Below are 18,002 nucleotides of genomic sequence, written 5' to 3'. Positions count from 1 at the left end.
GCCGTTTTTCTGTTGTTTTTATGAATATTTATTGATTTTGGTTAAGCATGCTTTTCCCGCTCGTTGATACGATGCATGGTTTTCTTTTGCAGGGATGTAATTTAGTTTCACTAATTAGAGTGAGATTCATTCTTATTAATAGGTTTTTCGAACATGCAATTACATGAGTTGGTGAATACCATCGGCCAAGATCTCCAGCGTCGATACGGTGAAAAAGTTCACAAACTGACCCTGCACGGTGGTTTTAGCTGCCCTAACCGAGACGGCACGATAGGTCGTGGTGGTTGTACATTTTGTAATGTTGCCTCCTTTGCAAGTGAAGAGACACAGATTCAATCCATTCATGAACAGCTCACGGATCGTGCTGGTGAAGTGAAGCGCGCAAAGAAGTATCTCGCTTATTTTCAGGCTTATACCAGCACTTATGCAGAAGTACAGGTGTTGAAAAACATGTACGAAGAGGCACTTAAGTATGCTGACATCGTTGGATTATGTGTCGGAACGCGTCCTGATTGTGTTCCTGAATCCGTACTTGAACTTTTGGCTGGGTACGTTGAACAAGGCTATGAAATTTGGCTGGAGTTAGGGCTGCAAACGGCTCACGATCACACACTTAAACGCATAAATCGAGGCCATGATTTTGCTGTGTACGATGAGATCACTCGACGCGCTCGTGCACTTGGAATCAAGGTATGTACACATCTTATCGTCGGTCTGCCAAATGAATCAAAGCAAGACAATCTTGTTACTCTAGACAAGGTGCTGGCCACCGGAACGGATGGCATTAAATTGCACGGTTTACATATTGTTGAAGGTAGTACGATGGCTAAGGCGTGGCGTGCTGGGAGATTAGAAGCGCCAACGCTAGAGTTTTACTTAGACGTGGCCAGTGAAATGATTCGTCGTACGCCAGCAGAGATTATTTTTCACCGCGTCTCCTCTTCCGCGCGAAGACCGACCTTGTTGTCGCCACTTTGGTGTGAGAACCGTTGGTTAGCGATGACAGAACTAGGCCGAGTGTTAACCAAACAAGGCCAACAGGGCTCATTGACTCTGAATCCGTTTATTTATCACAAACCTGTTCTCAAATAATTCTACTACCGTGTGAAGCTTCTGGCTTAATGATAGACTTAGGCCAGTTGTAACGCACGGAGTGCTGAATGAAACCTATCAAAAACCTCGCTCAATATTATGTCGACTTGTTAGTAAAGCTCGGCATTGTTCGTTTTTCTATTCTTCTCGCATTGGCTTTGGTGGCATTAGCCGTTGTGGTTCAGGTGGGTATTACCCTTGTTTTGAATGGGCGTGTAGATGACATCGATATTGTCCGTTCGGTATTTTTCGGTCTGCTTATTACTCCGTGGGCCGTGTATTTTCTCTCAGTTGTTGTCGACCAGTTGGAAGAATCACGTCAGCGCCTCTCTAAGATGGTTTCTAAGCTAAAAGACATGCGTTCGCGTGACCAAGATTTGAACCACAAGCTGCAACAAAATATCCGCAAACTCAATCAAGAGATTGAAGAGAGACAAAAAGCGGAGGAAGCGCGTGAAGAGGCGATGAAGGATCTAGAAAACGAGGTGTTTCAACGTGAACGTACTCAACTAGAGCTGGCTGAGCGAACTGCTTTACTGCGTTCATTTATTGATGCTTCTCCCGACTTGATCTATTACCGCAATGCGGAAGGTGTCTTCTCTGGTTGTAACCGGGCGATGGAAGAGTTGACTGGTCGAAAAGAAAAAGAGCTAGTGGGTTTGACGCCATGGGACGTTTACTCTGAAGAGATCGCTAAACAAGTTGTTGAAACCGACCATAAAGTGATGGGGGATAACCAAGCACTGACGTATGAGCAGTGGCTAGAGTACCCAGATGGCAAGAAATGTTTCTATGAACTGCGTAAGGTACCGTTCTATAGCAAAGATGGTAAGCACCTTGGGCTGGTTGGTTTTGGTCGTGATATCACCGAGCGTAAGCGTCATCAAGAGTCATTAGAGAAAGCGAGTCGAGACAAAACAACGTTTATTTCGACCATTAGTCATGAGCTGCGTACACCGTTAAATGGCATCGTCGGTTTAAGCAGAATGTTGCTTGATAGCCACCTAAATACTGAACAGCGTAAGCACATGCAAACTATTAACGTCAGTGCCATCACGCTAGGCCATATCTTTAATGACATAATTGATATGGACAAGTTTGATAGACGTAAGCTTGAGCTTTTCCCTGAACCACTGAACTTTGAAGACTTTGTCACTGAACTTGAGAGCATTTCAGCTCTTATGGCTGAGCAGAAAGGGTTACGATTTGATCTTGAGCGTTTAACGGATCTCCCAGAAGGCGTGGTAGTCGATGCGACACGACTACGTCAGGTGATTTGGAATCTGGTTAGCAACGCCATGAAGTTCACCAAGCAGGGTGGCGTGGTGATGACCATCAGTGCGGATATTGAAGATAATTATGCTCATATCATTATCGAAGTTGAAGATACTGGAATAGGTATTCCTCAGCACGAACTTGATAAGATCTTCGCTATGTATTATCAGGTGAAGTCAGGGAAAGACAATTTACATGCTGTGGGCACCGGAATTGGTCTTGCGGTTTCTAAGCAACTGATAAAGATGATGGATGGTGACATCACGGTAGACAGTGAAGAAGGGTTTGGAAGTACATTTACGGTATCCATCAATGTCCCTTGTGCTGATAAACAACAATTGGCTCCAGTAGAAGTGAAGCAACAAGGTAGTCTCAATATTTTCTTACTGGAAGATATAGAGTTGAACATTACGGTCGCACGTTCGCTGTTGGAAAGCTTAGGACATACAGTCAGTGTTGCAATGACGGGCGAAGAAGCCATCGCGACGTTTAAGCCAGAAGAGTATGACCTCGCGTTGCTCGATATTCAGTTACCTGATATGACGGGCTTTGATGTTGCACAGAACTTTAGAGAGCACTACACACAATTGCCTCCTTTGGTCGCTTTAACGGCGAATGTGCTAAAGGATAAGCAAGAGTACCTAACAAAAGGCATGGATGACGCTATCAGTAAGCCACTGAGTGTTAAAGCACTCACGGAAGTCATTAACAAGTTTGCTGGCGATGAAGAGTCTACTGACGTTGAGGAAGCAACCGTAGTTGAGAAAACAGATATTAATGACGAACTGTTTAACCGACTTTTAGATTTCGATATGTTGGACTCTTATGTTGATATTGTCGGCACCAAACCTGTGTACGATAGCATCACTATGTTCGAGCAAATGATGCCAGACTATCTCGAGATACTGGATTCGAACATGACTGCGAAAGATCAATCCGGCATTGCCTCTGAAGCACATAAGATTAAAGGTGCTGCTGGATCTATTGGCTTAAAACGCATTCAATCAGTTGCCCAGAAGGCTCAGTCTCCGGATATGCCAGCATGGTGGGAGAACATTGAAGATTGGGTTGAAGAGATAAAAAACGAATATCACAATGATATTCAAGTACTTAAAATGTGGTTGGAAAGTAAGGAATCAAAATGAAGAAAATACTCACAGCACTAGCACTTTCTGCAGCTTTAGCCGGTTGTGCAACCTCTCCAGCGACAGACTCAAAAGTATGGATGACGGGAAATACTGCTATGGTTGAACAGCAGACTGTTCGTCTAGAGTCGAACCTTTGGATCGATATGATGCCAAAAATTGGTGAAACGACTGCACTGGTAAAAGAACAAACTCTTCACGGTGCATTAAACCTAGTGACTGACACGCAGCTACCAGCTGATATGGATGTCGCTATGGTGGTATTGAAACAAGGTGATGTGTCTTGGGAGTTTGAAGGTGATGACTTTGAACTGCGGAATCACTCAGAGAATCAGTGGGAAGTGGCGTTTAACTGGCAGTTAGAAGTCAACATTACTAAGCCAGTAGATGTGGCTGTGCAGCTGGTTGGTGGCGATAAACAAACTTGGGTTGTCAACAAACAAGTGAATGTGGATACGGTGTATTGATTGAGGCTGAATCGCTTACATTAAAAAAGGGACGCATAGTGCGTCCCTTTTGCTATTCGTTAGAAGATTATTATTCTTCTAGATCGCCACAGAAGCGGTAGCCTTCACCGTGGATAGTTGCGATGATTTCTGGAGTACCTGAAACCGACTCAAAGTGTTTACGGATACGACGAATCGTTACATCTACAGTGCGATCGTGTGGTTTAAGCTCACGACCAGTCATCTTCTTAAGAAGATCGGCGCGAGTTTGAATCTTACCTGGGTTCTCACAGAAGTGCAGTAGAGCACGGAACTCTGAACGAGGTAGCTTGTAGCCGTCGCCACTTGGGCTAACTAGTGAGCGACTATTGATATCAAGAACCCAACCGTTGAACTCATATTTCTCAACGCTGCGTTTTTCTTCAGTAGCGGCACTTGTGCTCATTGAACGAGTTAACAGGTTACGTGCACGGATAGTTAATTCACGAGGGTTGAATGGCTTAGTGATGTAATCATCAGCGCCAATCTCTAAACCTAGAATTTTATCCACTTCGTTGTCACGACCAGTCAAGAACATTAATGCTACATTAGCTTGCTCACGAAGTTCACGAGCTAGTAGTAAACCGTTTTTACCAGGAAGGTTGATATCCATGATAACAAGGTTTACAGAGTTCTCAGACATGACTTGGTGCATTTCCTGACCGTCGCTGGCCTCGAATACAGCATATCCTTCTGCTTCAAAAATGCTTTTAAGGGTGTTACGGGTTACTTGCTCATCTTCAACAATAAGAATCTGCGGGCTTTGCATCGGCGGTACCTAATTTAAACTTGTGATAATTCTGTCGCTAGTAGAATAAATTCTAGGCAAAAAGTTAACATATAGGTAATGTTTCTTAGATGTTTACTCAAAATCGTAGAAACAGTTACAGGTTAAGTCGCCTTCCGTGATGTTGCCAAAAAAACGAGAAATCCCTTAAATCTCTTATTATTCTGCTATGTCATTGAGGCGAATTCTATAATGTTAACAGCATGCTAACAATGGTCAAATGTTAATTCCATGCACTTTGTTGATTTAAATCAATAGCGCCTTTGTAACAAATATTAATAGTATTGGGCAAATACAACAATTTAGATAATATGAGTATTGATGCACACTTGTGGCGTGCCTATTCAGAAATTTGCATAGAATTTATCACTGAGTGGGACAGCGAAAATTACGTGATCATAACGGCTTGGAACCCACAGAGTCGTAAACTGTCTAACGAACTAAATTGCATAAAAAACCTTAACTTAGAGCAAAGACTCAAAATTTATAACTACCAAAATGTTAAGGTGGGAAACCCGAGTTTTAGCTGGGTTGAAGACAGCTTTGCGGTAGAAATGACTTTAACGCAAGGCTGTGAGTTAGCGCAAAAATACCAGCAAAATGCCATTTATTGGGTAGAAAATGGTGTACTGTTTTTGGTTTCCTGTGATGAGAGTCAAACGCAAAAAAAATTAGGCCGATTGGGTGATTTCTTACGTTAGCAGAAAAAATTACCGGATAGGCGATAAAGGATTTTAATTTAATGCTCTTCTAAAGACTTGCTACTAGCATGGCTATTGAGCAAAAAATCACGGAGGAAAAATGAGAGATATCACACCTGATATTTGTGACCAACACGAAGATAAAGTCATGTTGCTGAATTTGCCACTGCAAAATTTCGGGCAACGTGCCGCGTTCTGGGGAGAGATTGTAACGGTACGCTGTTACCACGATAACTCAATGGTGCGAGAAGTGTTAGGGCAAAATGGTACAGGCAAAGTACTCTTTGTTGACGGTAATGGTTCTTGCGCCAAAGCACTGCTTGGGGACCAACTCGCGATTATGGCAATAGAAAACGGATGGGAAGGCGTGATTGTGAATGGCGCAGTTCGGGACGTGGCGGCTATGGCGGAAATGGATCTGGGAGTGAAAGCGCTAGCGGCATGTCCTTTCAAAACAGAAAAACGTGGAGCAGGTCAAATCAACGTTACATTAACGATGAACAACCAAATCGTTCAACCTGGGCATTACGTTTATTCTGATTGGAATGGGGTATTGATCGCTAAAGAAGCATTAGAGTTTTAAGTCATGCTTGAACTGATGCTCAGTTAAAAACGGAAGCCTAGACCCACTTCGACGCCTTGTTGTACCTTCTCAAAATCGAAGGTGGCGTGAACGTCTAGGTTTTCGGTTAATCTCATCCTACTTGATATTTCCGCAGCCATTGCGCCTTGCTTTTCGTTATTCTCTTCATATTGGTAGCCACGAAGTGTGCTTTTTACCGAGATACGGTCAGACACATTGTAGCTAACGCCACTCAAAAATCCTTGGTCTATCGACTCGTGCGAATTATTCAATCGAGCCCCGATGTAAACATCTAACGAGTCAAAGATTGAATAGGAATAGCCACTATCAATATTCCAAGTATCAAAAGAATCACTGCTACCCAGCTTAGTGCCTGAAGAAAGAAAGAAGTTATGAGGGGAGGCGTCATGCTGCGAAGGCAGCGTAGGTAGGTCTACCGCGAGGGACATTCCTGAGAACAATAGCAAGGGTAAAGCGTAAAAAGACACTGCTTTCATAGCACCACTCCTTGGTTATTGTTTTTATAGTTTATTGACTTCTAATTAAAGCACATAAACTAAGCAAAAAGTTGTAAATCTATATAGCAATTGGTTATTAATAAAGATCCTAACTGAATAAGTTATCTGCAATTATCAATTTCTATGCGTTTACGAAAAAAACGCCGCTAAAGCAATAAAAGTACATTTTTTAATTGACTCAGCTACAACAAATAGGTTAAACGTATGGGTAAGCACATAAGAGATTTTTAAGAAGACCCTATGTTTAGTTGCCAGCACGTAGTAATGACCACCACGATTATTATTACCGACATTACCAATGTTGGGGCGGGCTGGTAGACGGAAGAAATTCAAAAACAAGGCCTGTATCCCCAAGATACGGGCCTTTTTTTTACCTGTTTTGAGTATTTCGGGAGGAAAGGATGCGAGTACTAAAATTTGGAGGTTCATCATTAGCTGATGCAGACCGCTTTCTAAGAGCAGCGGACATCATCGCTAATAATGCCCAGCAAGAAGATTTGGCAGTGGTGCTATCGGCACCGGGTAAAACGACAAACAAACTTGTCGCCGTTATTGAAACTGCCCTAAAAAACAATGAAGTTGAGTTGCAGATTTCAGAGCTTGAAACATCATTCAACGAACTATTTTCTAATATTGCTGCTGTACTCCCGAATATTGAGCGCACAGATTTTGACAATCAAGTCAAAACATCTTTATTCCAATTGCATCAATTTGTCCACGGTATCCGATTACTCGGAACTTGCCCAGATCACGTGAATGCTCGCATTATCTCAAAAGGCGAGCGAATCTCGATTCAACTTATGAAAGCTGTACTGCAAGCTAAAGGTCAAGCTGCGGATCTTATTGATCCAGTTAAGTACCTTTTTGCTCAAGGTGATCATTTAGAAGCGATGGTGGATGTGGAAGTATCAACCCAAAACTTCCAAGCTAACCCACTGGCAGAAGGTGTCGTGCACATTATGCCGGGCTTTACTGCTGGCAACGCTAAGGGTGAATTGGTTACGCTTGGTCGTAACGGCTCTGACTATTCTGCGGCGGTATTAGCAGCGTGCTTGCGTGCTGATTGTTGTGAAATTTGGACGGATGTTGATGGGGTTTACAACTGTGACCCTCGCCTGGTTGATGATGCTCGCCTTCTCAAGTCACTGAGCTATCAAGAAGCGATGGAGCTTTCTTATTTTGGCGCTTCGGTTCTTCACCCAAAAACTATTGCACCTATCGCTCAGTTCCATATTCCATGTCTCATCAAGAACTCGTTTAACCCACAAGGGGCTGGTACCTTGATTGGTCAAGATACTGGTGAAGATAACTTACCAATCAAAGGTATCACGACGCTGTCTAACCTTATCATGGTAAACGTATCTGGACCTGGTATGAAAGGCATGGTGGGCATGGCGAGTCGCGTTTTTGGCGCTATGTCATCAGCGGGTGTGTCCATCGTTCTTATTACTCAATCATCTTCAGAATACAGCATCAGTTTCTGTATTGAAGAAGAAGACAAGCTCGATGCAGAGCGAGCATTGCGCGAAGCTTTTGAACTGGAACTTAAAAACGGTTTACTAGAGCCTGTTGAGTTTATGGATGATGTCGCGATCGTGACACTAGTGGGCGATGGCATGCGCACGTCTCGCGGTGTCGCTTCTCAGTTCTTCTCATCACTGGCAGAAGTTAACGTCAACATTGTCGCAATCGCACAGGGCTCCTCCGAGCGCGCTATCTCAGCGGTAATCCCAGAAGACAAAATTTCTGAGGCCATCAAAGCGTGTCATGAAAATCTTTTCAATTCCAAGCATTTCCTAGATGTGTTTGTCGTTGGTGTTGGCGGTGTTGGTGGTGAGCTGGTGGACCAAATTCAGCGCCAGCAAGCCAAACTGGCAGAGAAAGGCATCATTATCCGCGTATGTGGTCTGGCAAACAGTAAAGGTGTCTTGCTAGATGGTAAGGGACTTCCTCTCGACCAATGGCGCGATCGTATGGGCGACGTAAGTGAGAAGTTCTCGGTGGCAGGTTTAGCCGCATTGGTTCAGCGTAATCACATTATTAACCCTGTTTTGGTTGATTGTACTTCTAGTGAAGACATTGCCAATCAATATACGGAGTTTTTAGCGGCAGGCTTCCATGTAGTCACGCCAAATAAAAAGGCAAACACTGCGAGCATGTCTTACTATCATCAACTGCGTGATGTCGCTCGTAACTCTCGTCGTAAGCTAATGTATGAGACAACGGTAGGGGCAGGTCTGCCAGTTATTGAGAACCTACAGAACCTGATCGCAGCGGGTGATGAGCTAGAGAAATTCAACGGTATTCTATCGGGTTCGTTATCTTTCATTTTCGGTAAGTTAGATGAAGGGTTAACGCTAAGCCAAGCAACTAATGTCGCAAAAGATAAAGGTTTCACTGAGCCAGATCCACGTGATGATCTATCAGGCATGGACGTAGCACGTAAACTGCTCATCTTAGCTCGCGAAGCGGGGATGGCGCTTGAACTTGAAGATGTCGAAGTTGACCAAGCGTTGCCACCAGGTTTTGATGATTCAGGTTCAGTAGATGAGTTTATGGCCCGTCTGCCTGAAGCGGATGCTTACTTCAGCCAACTGTCAGCGGACGCTGCCAAAGAAGGCAAAGTGCTGCGCTACGTGGGCGAAATCGCAGATGGTAAGTGTCGCGTACGCATTGCTGCCGTGGATGAAAACGACCCTATGTTCAAGATTAAAGATGGTGAAAACGCACTGGCATTTTATAGTCGCTATTATCAGCCAATTCCACTGGTATTACGTGGTTACGGTGCGGGTACAGAAGTGACCGCAGCAGGCGTGTTCTCTGATGTGATGCGTACATTAGGCTGGAAACTAGGAGTGTAAGATGAGTGATAGCGTTGTCGTTTATGCTCCGGCCTCTATTGGTAACGTGAGTGTTGGTTTTGATGTATTGGGTGCTGCAGTCTCTCCTATAGATGGCACTCTGCTTGGCGATTGCGTTGAGGTTAAGCTAGGTGATAAACCTTTTGACCTAGCAACGAAAGGCAGCTTTGTTGATAAGCTGCCCGCTAACCCGCAAGAGAATATTGTTTACGATTGTTGGAAAGTGTACGCCCGTGAATTAGATAAGAAAGGACTAGCCCTTAAACCTGTGTTTATGACACTTGAGAAGAACATGCCGATTGGTTCTGGCTTAGGATCGAGCGCTTGCTCTATCGTCGCGGCGCTAGACGCTTTGAACCAATTTCATGGCAATCCATTAAATGAGACCGAGTTACTGGCTCTTATGGGAGAAATGGAAGGGCAAATTTCTGGTGGCATCCATTACGACAATGTGGCACCTTGCTATCTAGGCGGTGTGCAACTGATGCTGGAAGAGCTTGGTATTATTAGCCAAGAAGTGCCTTGTTTTGATGATTGGTATTGGGTGATGGCGTATCCAGGCATTAAAGTGTCAACGGCAGAAGCGCGCGAAATTTTACCTTCTCAATATCGTCGTCAAGACATCATTGCTCATGGTCGTCATCTGGCAGGGTTTATCCACGCATGTCATTCTAATCAGCCTGAATTGGCAGCAAAGATGATCAAAGATGTCATTGCCGAACCATACCGTGCTAAGTTGCTACCCGGCTTTAGTCAAGCGCGTGAATACGCGGCAACAGCGGGGGCTTTGGCAACTGGAATTTCAGGTAGTGGCCCAACGCTGTTCAGCATCTGTAAAGAAAAAGATGTGGCAGAGCGAGTGGCTCGCTGGCTAGAAGAAAATTACGTACAAAATAACGAAGGATTCGTGCACGTTTGTCGTTTAGACAAGCAGGGTTCGAAAGTAACAGGAAGTGAGCTATGAAGCTTTACAACATCAAAGAAAATGACGAGCAAGTCTCGTTTGGCCAAGCTGTCCGTCAAGGCTTAGGTCGCAACCAAGGTCTATTTTTTCCATCTGAACTGCCTAAGTTCGATGACGTAGATGCTTTATTGGCTGAAGATTTTGTGTCGCGCAGCGCAAAGATTCTCTCTGCGCTAATTGGCGAGGAGTTGCCTGCAGAGAAAGTCGGCGAATTAGTGGACAATGCGTTCCAATTTCCGGCTCCAATCAACCAAGTGAAAGATGGTGTGTACGCACTAGAGCTTTTCCATGGCCCAACGTTGGCATTTAAAGACTTTGGAGGCCGTTTTATGGCTCAGTCTTTAGCTGCGGTTTCTGATGGTGGCAAAATCACTATTTTGACAGCAACATCAGGTGATACTGGTGCTGCAGTCGCTCACGCTTTCTATGGTATGGAAGACATCAATGTCGTGATTCTTTACCCGAAAGGTAAAATCAGTCCACTTCAGGAAAAGCTGTTCTGTACGCTAGGCAAAAACATTCACACAGTGGCCATCGATGGTGACTTTGATGCTTGCCAAGCGCTCGTGAAACAGGCATTTGATGATGCAGCATTGCGTGAAGAAATTGGATTAAATTCAGCAAACTCAATCAACATCAGTCGTTTGATGGCGCAGATTTGTTACTACTTTGAAGCCGCGTCTCAACTTAGCAAAGAGCAGCGCGAAAACCTCGTAGTATCAGTACCAAGCGGTAACTTCGGTAACTTAACGGCTGGCCTGCTTGCGAAAGCGCTTGGATTGCCTATTAAGCGCTTTATCGCGGCAACCAATGCGAATGATACTGTGCCACGTTACCTAGAAACAGGTGAGTGGGCTCCAAAACCGACGGTGGCAACAACGTCAAATGCGATGGATGTTAGTCAGCCAAACAACTGGCCGCGTATCGAAGAACTCTGCCGCCTTAAAGGTTGGGGTTTGGACACGTTAGGCAAAGGGGCGGTCTCTGATGAGCAAAGTGCGGAGTCGGTTCGTGATCTTAATGCTCTAGGCTACTTATGTGAACCTCATGGTGCGATTGCTTATCGAGTACTTGAAGAGCAGTTGCAACCGGGTGAAACAGGCTTGTTCTTGTGTACCGCGCATCCTGCTAAGTTTAAAGAAGTGGTCGATGATATCTTAGGTTCTGACATTGAGTTACCTGGGCCATTGGCTAAACACGCGGCAATGGAGCTGTTATCTGAAGATTTAGCCAATGACTTTGAGGCACTAAAAGCGGTGTTACGCCGAGTCCAATAGGTCTAGATGACACTAATCGCAACGCCTTGAAATTTAAGTGTAGCTGAGTAAGCACATTTAGGTTTCGGGCGTTTTTTTGTATCTGTTGTTTGCGGATTACCTAAAATAATAAACACTGCCACTATTAAAGGAGTACAGGATGACCCCTGTTCAAATGCGTGATTATTTCGATAAGCTTGGCATTAAGAATGAGCTTGAGCCTACGGTGGCCGATATGATATCGCTTCATCATGCTCAGCATCGGACGTTGCCATTTGAAAACTTTGACGTCTACGTTGGCCAAGGAATTAAACTTGATATTGATGCGATCTTTGAAAAACTGATACGTCATCAGCGTGGCGGCTATTGCTTTGAAGTCAACGGGTTACTGCTTCGAGTTATGGAGAGCTTAGGTTTTACCGTTAGGCCACTATTAGCACGAGTACATCTTAGCGGCGAGCCTTCGGGACGGAGCCATCAAGTGACATTGGCTACGATTGATGACCAGCAGTGGATTGTTGATGCAGGGTTCGGTGCGAATACGCCAAGAGCACCTCTGGAGCTGACATTGCATCGCGAGCAGTGTATTGACCACCAATGTTTTCGATTTATCGAAGATGAACGCTGTGGTTATTTACTTCAAGTGAAACAGCAAGATTGGGTGAGTCTATACAGCTTGGATATGACCTATGTATGTCGCGGCGATATTTTGTATGGCAATCATTTTACCTCGACCAGCCCAGAGACTCACTTTACCAACAGTTTGATTGCAGCAAAGCCAATTGAAGGCGGCATCATTACACTACTCGATAGCACGTTAAAAATCAGAATGGGTAACGAAGAGGCGCAAGAAGTAGAACTGACTAAAGCGGACTTGGCGGAGAACGTTGAACGCCACTTTGGTATTCAACTAGAGGCATCACAGCTTGGTAGTATCATCGCAAAACTTGGATGGTAATAACTGACAATGTTACACCGTATGATACTTGAGTAATCATATGACTTAGGTATGGTTGGCAAAAAACGTAATGGTGAAGGGTAGAGGATGTTGGAGAAAGCTCGTTGGGGTATTGCAGGTTTAGGGAAAATAGCACGTCGGTTTGCTATCGACTTAACTCAACATTCGCAATGTGGCGAATTAGTTGCGGTGGCAGCACGTGATGAAGCTAGAGCGTCGAAGTTTGCCGAAGAATTTGAGTGTAGCCGCTCGTATGGTTCCTACCAAGCATTAGCGGATGATGCCGACGTAGATGTGGTCTATATTGCGACATTACACCCCTATCACCGAGATTTGGTCGAGCTTTTTTTAAACGCTGGCAAGCATGTGCTGGTAGAAAAACCCGCATTTACCAATGTAAAAGATTGGGATGAAATGGCTGCGCTAGCGATACGACATGGTGTCATCTTGGCGGAAGCCATGAAGTCTGTTGTGTTTCCTGCCTACCAAGAGTTAAAACAGTTTATTGCCAACAACAATATCAAGCTAACCTCAGTACAGGCAGCATTTGGTAATTGGCATGAGTATGATGAGAACTACCAAATCTTCAACGCTCAGCAAGCCGGTGGTGCGACACTGGATGTGGGAGTGTATGCGCTGTGGTTGTACGCAGATTTATGTACATTGTGTGGCGTAACTATTGGTAAGCCCGACGTGGTCTTTTCTCAAGATAACCCTCAAGCAAAGGTGGATGAAACCGCAGAGTTTCATTTTAAATCTGGTCTTCAAGGTCAGTTAGCAGCCTCAATAACACGTAATTTAGTGCGTAGTGCTGTCATTCAGGGTGAGGACTTTGAAGCGACCATTGCTGAAAAGTGGTGGAACCCGAAATCAATTCAAGTGGTGTATCGAGATGAGACCGTGTTGATAGCACCGCAAACAATCGGGACTGGCTTTGAACATGAAATTGATCATCTAAGTGGGCTGATTTTGCAAGGTGCTAATACCTCATCAATCCTAAAGCATGAAACCAGCCGAGCCGTCATTGAAGTGATGGAGCAAAGTCTGATTGCTGGTGGTTTGGGTTATCTTAGCGAATAATCAGGTAGCAAATAAAAAGCGCCTTCAATGTGAAGGCGCTTTTTTAGCTCAAAGAGCGGATAACGGGATAATCAGTTAAGCAGTTTCTGCTTTGCCTTGTGGCTTTTCTTCATCTGCAAGGTCTGTTTCACCTTTACCTTTCGACTTCTTAATCACGTAGCCAGTGATAGATAGTGAGGCAACAATACCTAGAATTGTTGACAGCTGCATTGGCAGACCGAAGCCTAGGGTTGCGTTATTCAAGATGAAGGTAATAACAACCGTCGTCATAAAGATGGCTGGAACAGTCGTTACCCAGTGCATCTTGTTGTGACGTAGTAGGTAAGCCGAGGCTGTCCACAACATCATTACTGCAGTTGTTTGGTTAGCGAAACCGAAGTAGCGCCAGATAACACCAAAGTCTACTTGAGTTAAGATGCCACCGATAACGAATAGTGGTAGAGCCATCAGTAGGCGGTTACGTAGTGTTTTCTGCTCCATGTTGAAGTATTCAGCAAGGATTAGACGGCTAGAGCGGAATGCAGTATCACCTGAAGTGATTGGCAGAATAACCACACCTAGGAAAGCAAGCACACCACCAAATACACCCAATAGGCCAAATGAAGCGCTGTACACTACGTTACCTGGACCACCATTTTTAACTGCTTCAGCTAGCGAGTCGATAGAGCCGAAGAAAGACAGAGCAAGAGCACACCAGATAAGAGCGATAACACCTTCACCGATCATTGCACCGTAGAAGACGAAGCGACCATTCTTTTCGTTTTCCATACAGCGCGCCATCAGTGGAGACTGTGTTGCGTGGAAGCCAGAGATAGCGCCGCAAGCAATAGTGATGAATAGAGCTGGCCATAATGGTAAGTCATTTGGGTTCATGTTGGTGAACATATCGCTGACTTCAAAGCCACCCATAACTTGGTGCTCGCTTGATAGTGCCACTGCTGTGATAAGACCAACAGACATGAAGATGAGCAGTGCGCCAAATAGTGGGTAGAAGCGACCAATAATTTTGTCGACAGGTACGATTGTCGCGATGATGTAATAAGCGAAGATAACCACAACCATGGTTGTCATGCTCATTGACATGCCCATTTGGTCATTCACTAGGTTAGTGATCATGCCTGCAGGTGCAGAAACGAATACCACACCAACAAGTAGCAACAAGACGATGGCAAAAATGTTCATAAAGTGTTTGGCGCCATTGCCTAAGTAACGACCGGTAATAGTAGGAACAGAAGCACCACCGTTACGTACTGAAAGCATACCTGAGAAGTAATCGTGCACTGCACCAGCAAAGATACAACCAATGACAATCCAAAGCATAGCGGCAGGACCGTATAGTGCACCCATGATTGGGCCGAAGATTGGACCAACACCAGCGATATTTAACAATTGAACCAAGTACACTTTCTTGGTCGACATTGGCACGTAGTCAACACCATCAGCTTTAGTGTGAGCTGGTGTTTGACGTTTTGTATTAATACCAAAGACCTTCTCAATGAAAGCCCCGTAGATAAAGTAGCCGCCGATCAAGGCTGCAACACAAGTTAAAAACCACAACATAACTGTTATCCCTAGTTTGTGATGACATTAAATTCTGGTAACCATTATAAAAATGATGAATTGGCTACACATCGGCTTATTCGGTTAGTGGTGGAATAGATGATTAAGTGGTCAATAACCAACTTAAGTGGTTTTATCGAAGAGTAAGTGGTCGTTTTTCCGAGTTAAGTGGCGGTAGAAAAGCGTGAAGCTCATCACTTAGTCAAGGATTGAGTGGTAAAAAACACTTAAAACTGGCATTGTGACGGCAGAGAGAGTTGGATGAAAAGGAATCTCATGAAAGCGTTTTTAGTGGCAGCATCCGCTTTGTTAATATTTGGATGCGCCAAAGGAGTGGATGACCTCGCTAAAGAGGGAAGTTGGGAACAGATTGGCTATCAAGATGGTGTGCGTGGGCAATTGTCTCGCAGTTACTCTGACCTTAATAAACTCGGCGCTGCCGTTCATTCAGAGTACGACTCGGGCTATCAAAGAGGCATTCTAGAGTTTTGTGATGCTGATTTTGCTTATCAAATCGGGTTATCTGGGCAGTATTACACTGGGGCGTGTGAAGGCTTACCCGATGGACAGCGTTTTAGAATGGAATGGCAACGCGGTTGGAATGACTATTCTCATTAAAAAATGATTTAGGAAGCTAGGGCATAACACCCTAGCTTTTTTATTCACTTTCTTGGCTCTTGCTTATTACCGCTTTTCTTAGGAAACCGTCTTGTTGATGTAACTGCTGATGTGCTTGCTGCTTATCTAATCCAGTTAGAATCATGAGAATCGACAGCTTCACGTCATATTGAGTTTCTTTTAACGTGACTTCTGCCTGTTGTTTGTTGCAATCCGTAGCCTGCATCACAATGCGCGTTGCTCTGGCGACTAACTTTGCATTGGTCGCTTTTACATCCACCATCAGGTTCTCATAGCTTTTACCTAAACGAATCATACTTGCTGTCGTGAGCATGTTGAGAACTAACTTTTGCGCGGTCCCCGATTTCAGTCGAGTGGAACCTGTCAGAGCTTCCGGACCTACCACAGGACTAATAGCTATTTGAGCGATGTTAGCAATATCAGAAGCGGGATTGCATGATAGTGCGACGGTCGTGGAACCTAATTGGTTGGCATATTCTAATGCACCAATGACGTAAGGCGTGCGCCCACTAGCGGCGATGCCAACAACCACATCTTTTGAAGTCAGCTTATGGTCAATAAGGTCTTTTTCACCAAGAGCTGGGTCATCTTCTGCGCCTTCTTTGGCTCGGAACATCGCGTCATTACCGCCAGCGATGATACCGACGACCATATCAGGGTCGGTGCCAAAGGTTGGTGGGCATTCTGATGCGTCGAGCACACCTAGCCGGCCACTGGTACCTGCACCCAAATACAATAATCGACCACCTTGTTTAAAGGCCTTAGTGATGGCGTCTACCGCCAGCGCAATGTCTGGAATGACCTTTTCTACCGCAAGAGGCACTAGGGCATCTTGTTGATTCATGCGCGCTAGAATCTGTTGCGATGAGAGTAAATCTATATCCATGGTCTCAGGGTTTCTTCCCTCGGAGACAAGTTGAGAAAGCGCATTGAGAAGTGCGTCGTTAGTCATAGTGGTTCCTAGTCAGCTGAATAGAGTACGCCTAAAGGGACGGCTTTACTGGCGCCAGTTACTGAGGGCAAATTGCTCGGTATCTTGTTGAGATAGCAATGTGCAAGCCAAGCGAAGGCCATGGATTCCATATAATCTCCACTAATGGCTTCGCTATCGGTTGGTGCCACATTCCAGCCTTTAAGCAGTTCACTCAGGCGTTTCATTATTATTGGGTTATTTGCGCCACCGCCACACACTAAAAGCTTCGGCGTAGTACCGATGGGATAGTTCTCAATGGCATTAGCGATAGTCAGGGCGGTAAATTCGGTCAGAGTTCTGAGCACATCATGCTCGTTTATTGGCGTTGAGATGGCAGCAAGGCATTGTTTCAACCACTGTTCATGATAATGCTCGCGTCCGGTACTTTTTGGTGCAGGACGTTTTAGGTAGTCATCTTTGAGCATTTCATCTAACAAATGGGTGAGCACATTGCCTTGTGCAGCAAGCTGTGCATCTTTGTCAAAAGGTTGGCAAAAAGCGTGAGAACACCAATGATCCAAAAGCACATTTCCAGGTCCTGTATCAAAGCCAATCACATCGCCGTTGGGCTGCAATATGGAAACATTGGAAATACCACCAATGTTTAAAATCACCTGTGTTGAATCACTATCGGCAAATAAGTAACGATGGAATGCGGGTACTAAGGGCGCACCCTGTCCGCCGAGTGCCATATCTTTACGCCGAAAGTCTCCGATTGTATCAATACCTGTTAGTGTTGCTAGGAGGTTATTGTCTCCCAACTGAGTGGTAAAGCGTATTGCACCATCTGGTTGGTGAAAGACGGTTTGGCCGTGATTACCGATGGCTGCGATATCGTGCTCCGTATAGGTGGTTTTACTAAGCAAAGAATTGACGGCCTCAGCATAAAGTAGCCCTAGCTGGTGGTCGAGCTCACCGATATGTTTAAGGTTGGTTTCTTGACCATGACAGATAGCAAGCACTTGAGTTTTCAGTGATTCAGGGTAGCTAAGGAAATCGCTGGCGAGTAAGTTAATTTCACGGTCTTTTATCGATACCAGTGCAGTATCGACACCATCCAAACTGGTACCCGACATTATGCCTATGTAAAGCGCTTCCTTAGTCATCATAAACTTACTCCGTTTT

The 18,002-nt window shown here is 44.7% G+C and carries 16 protein-coding genes and 1 other annotated feature; of the genes, 11 read left to right on the top strand and 5 right to left on the bottom strand.

Annotated features, from left to right (window positions below; genetic code table 11):
- Positions 1 to 153 precede the first annotated feature (153 nt).
- From mnmL to VME0621_RS20075, 3 genes are all read left to right on the top strand, one after another.
- On the top strand, positions 154 to 1,092 hold the full coding sequence (gene mnmL / locus VME0621_RS20085; RefSeq protein ID WP_062459844.1) for a tRNA modification radical SAM protein MnmL/YtqA: 939 nt from the start codon (positions 154 to 156) through the stop codon (positions 1,090 to 1,092).
- A 68-nt stretch (positions 1,093 to 1,160) separates the two neighbouring features.
- Entirely contained in the window at positions 1,161 to 3,512 is a 2,352-nt protein-coding gene (arcB, locus tag VME0621_RS20080; protein WP_006072899.1) for an aerobic respiration two-component sensor histidine kinase ArcB, read from the top strand.
- Positions 3,509 to 3,979 (top strand): hypothetical protein, encoded by a 471-nt coding sequence (locus VME0621_RS20075; protein ID WP_006072900.1) that lies wholly within the window; start codon positions 3,509 to 3,511, stop codon positions 3,977 to 3,979. Before arcB ends, VME0621_RS20075 begins: the two co-directional genes overlap by 4 nt.
- A 70-nt stretch (positions 3,980 to 4,049) precedes the next feature.
- Here VME0621_RS20075 and arcA read toward each other — a convergent pair whose 3' ends face one another.
- Entirely contained in the window at positions 4,050 to 4,766 is a 717-nt protein-coding gene (gene arcA / locus VME0621_RS20070) for a two-component system response regulator ArcA (protein WP_006072901.1), read from the bottom strand.
- 329 nt (positions 4,767 to 5,095) lie between these two features.
- Between arcA and VME0621_RS20065 the strand changes: the two genes are divergently transcribed.
- Together VME0621_RS20065 and VME0621_RS20060 are read left to right on the top strand one after the other, a co-directional pair.
- Positions 5,096 to 5,485, top strand: coding sequence for a DUF3293 domain-containing protein (locus tag VME0621_RS20065; protein WP_062459842.1), 390 nt, complete (start codon positions 5,096 to 5,098; stop codon positions 5,483 to 5,485).
- A 100-nt stretch (positions 5,486 to 5,585) separates the two neighbouring features.
- Positions 5,586 to 6,068 (top strand): putative 4-hydroxy-4-methyl-2-oxoglutarate aldolase, encoded by a 483-nt coding sequence (locus tag VME0621_RS20060; RefSeq protein ID WP_006072903.1) that lies wholly within the window; start codon positions 5,586 to 5,588, stop codon positions 6,066 to 6,068.
- A gap of 23 nt (positions 6,069 to 6,091) precedes the next feature.
- Here VME0621_RS20060 and VME0621_RS20055 read toward each other — a convergent pair whose 3' ends face one another.
- Complete coding sequence (locus VME0621_RS20055) at positions 6,092 to 6,565, bottom strand: hypothetical protein (RefSeq protein ID WP_062459840.1); 474 nt, start codon at positions 6,563 to 6,565, stop codon at positions 6,092 to 6,094.
- Positions 6,566 to 6,842: 277 nt separating this feature from the next.
- Positions 6,843 to 6,958 (top strand) — a sequence feature (Thr leader region).
- Between the two features lie 29 nt (positions 6,959 to 6,987).
- On the opposite strand from VME0621_RS20055, the gene thrA reads away from it, so the two are divergent.
- The 5 genes from thrA to VME0621_RS20030 all read left to right on the top strand — a co-directional run bounded on the left by thrA (position 6,988) and on the right by VME0621_RS20030 (position 13,705).
- Positions 6,988 to 9,447 (top strand): bifunctional aspartate kinase/homoserine dehydrogenase I, encoded by a 2,460-nt coding sequence (gene thrA / locus VME0621_RS20050; RefSeq protein WP_038223951.1) that lies wholly within the window; start codon positions 6,988 to 6,990, stop codon positions 9,445 to 9,447.
- A 1-nt stretch (position 9,448) separates the two neighbouring features.
- Complete coding sequence (thrB, locus tag VME0621_RS20045) at positions 9,449 to 10,411, top strand: homoserine kinase (RefSeq protein ID WP_062459838.1); 963 nt, start codon at positions 9,449 to 9,451, stop codon at positions 10,409 to 10,411.
- Positions 10,408 to 11,688, top strand: coding sequence for a threonine synthase (gene thrC / locus VME0621_RS20040; protein WP_062459836.1), 1,281 nt, complete (start codon positions 10,408 to 10,410; stop codon positions 11,686 to 11,688). The genes thrB and thrC overlap by 4 nt, the downstream gene beginning before the upstream one ends.
- A 139-nt stretch (positions 11,689 to 11,827) precedes the next feature.
- A complete protein-coding gene (locus VME0621_RS20035) occupies positions 11,828 to 12,625 on the top strand; it encodes an arylamine N-acetyltransferase family protein (protein ID WP_062459835.1) in 798 nt (265 codons plus the stop codon).
- 87 nt (positions 12,626 to 12,712) lie between these two features.
- Positions 12,713 to 13,705, top strand: a complete 993-nt coding sequence (locus tag VME0621_RS20030; RefSeq protein ID WP_006072909.1) for a Gfo/Idh/MocA family protein — start codon at positions 12,713 to 12,715, stop codon at positions 13,703 to 13,705.
- A 75-nt stretch (positions 13,706 to 13,780) separates the two neighbouring features.
- Here the strand turns inward: VME0621_RS20030 and VME0621_RS20025 are convergent, their stop codons facing one another.
- Positions 13,781 to 15,265 carry a carbon starvation CstA family protein gene (locus VME0621_RS20025; protein WP_006072910.1) on the bottom strand — a complete coding sequence of 495 codons (1,485 nt, stop codon included), beginning with the start codon at positions 15,263 to 15,265 and terminating at the stop codon, positions 13,781 to 13,783.
- A 276-nt stretch (positions 15,266 to 15,541) separates the two neighbouring features.
- Here VME0621_RS20025 and VME0621_RS20020 point away from each other — a divergent pair, with 276 nt between their 5' ends.
- Positions 15,542 to 15,883, top strand: a complete 342-nt coding sequence (locus VME0621_RS20020) for a DUF2799 domain-containing protein (RefSeq protein WP_031493145.1) — start codon at positions 15,542 to 15,544, stop codon at positions 15,881 to 15,883.
- Between the two features lie 40 nt (positions 15,884 to 15,923).
- Here the strand turns inward: VME0621_RS20020 and murQ are convergent, their stop codons facing one another.
- Positions 15,924 to 16,856, bottom strand: a complete 933-nt coding sequence (murQ, locus tag VME0621_RS20015; RefSeq protein ID WP_062459833.1) for an N-acetylmuramic acid 6-phosphate etherase — start codon at positions 16,854 to 16,856, stop codon at positions 15,924 to 15,926.
- Positions 16,857 to 16,864: 8 nt separating this feature from the next.
- Positions 16,865 to 17,983 carry an anhydro-N-acetylmuramic acid kinase gene (locus VME0621_RS20010; RefSeq protein ID WP_062459989.1) on the bottom strand — a complete coding sequence of 373 codons (1,119 nt, stop codon included), beginning with the start codon at positions 17,981 to 17,983 and terminating at the stop codon, positions 16,865 to 16,867.
- Positions 17,984 to 18,002 lie beyond the last annotated feature (19 nt).

The organism is Vibrio mediterranei (assembly GCF_900088415.1).
Taxonomy (GTDB): domain Bacteria; phylum Pseudomonadota; class Gammaproteobacteria; order Enterobacterales; family Vibrionaceae; genus Vibrio; species Vibrio mediterranei.
This window is presented reverse-complemented; position numbering and strand designations above follow the sequence as displayed.